Raw genomic sequence first — 683 nt, forward strand, 5'->3', positions numbered from 1 at the left:
CGTGAAACACAGCTCGAAAACCTTGCTTGGTGATCTAAGTTTGGGTGAGCAACAAATGGTAGAAATTGCCAAAGCGCTCTCGTTTGAATCGAAAGTCATCATCATGGATGAACCAACCGATGCGCTTACTGATACAGAAACCGAATCTCTGTTCAAAGTGATTAATGAGCTTCGTGAGCAAGGCTGCGGCATTGTATATATCTCACACCGCCTGAAAGAAATCTTTGAAATCTGTGACGACATTACCGTGCTTCGTGACGGTAAATTTATCGGTGAATGCCGAGTAGCAGACACGGATGAAGACGGCTTAATCGAAATGATGGTTGGCCGTAAATTAGAAGAGCAATACCCACGTATTGATGTAAAGCACGGCGAGACATGCCTTGAAGTGATTGGCTTGACAGGTTCTGGCGTTCACGATGTGAGCTTCACACTTAAACGCGGTGAGATTTTGGGTATCTCTGGTTTGATGGGCGCAGGCCGCACCGAGTTAATGAAAGTGATTTACGGCGCGCTGCCAAGCGAGCATGGCGTTATCAATCTCGATAACAAAACCATTAATCCGGTTAGCCCGCAAGATGGCTTGGCAAATGGTATCGCTTACATCTCGGAAGACCGCAAAGGGGATGGTCTGGTGCTGGGCTTATCCGTGAAAGAGAACATGTCTCTGTGTGCATTGGATA

The 683-nt window shown here is 46.9% G+C and carries 1 protein-coding gene; it reads left to right on the forward strand.

The genetic code is table 11. From position 1 onward, the window contains the following. On the forward strand, positions 1-683 hold a 683-nt coding region (locus tag R7040_RS26845; RefSeq protein WP_318097650.1), incomplete at both ends, for an ATP-binding cassette domain-containing protein.

It is taken from the genome of Vibrio sp. 1069, assembly GCF_033340555.1.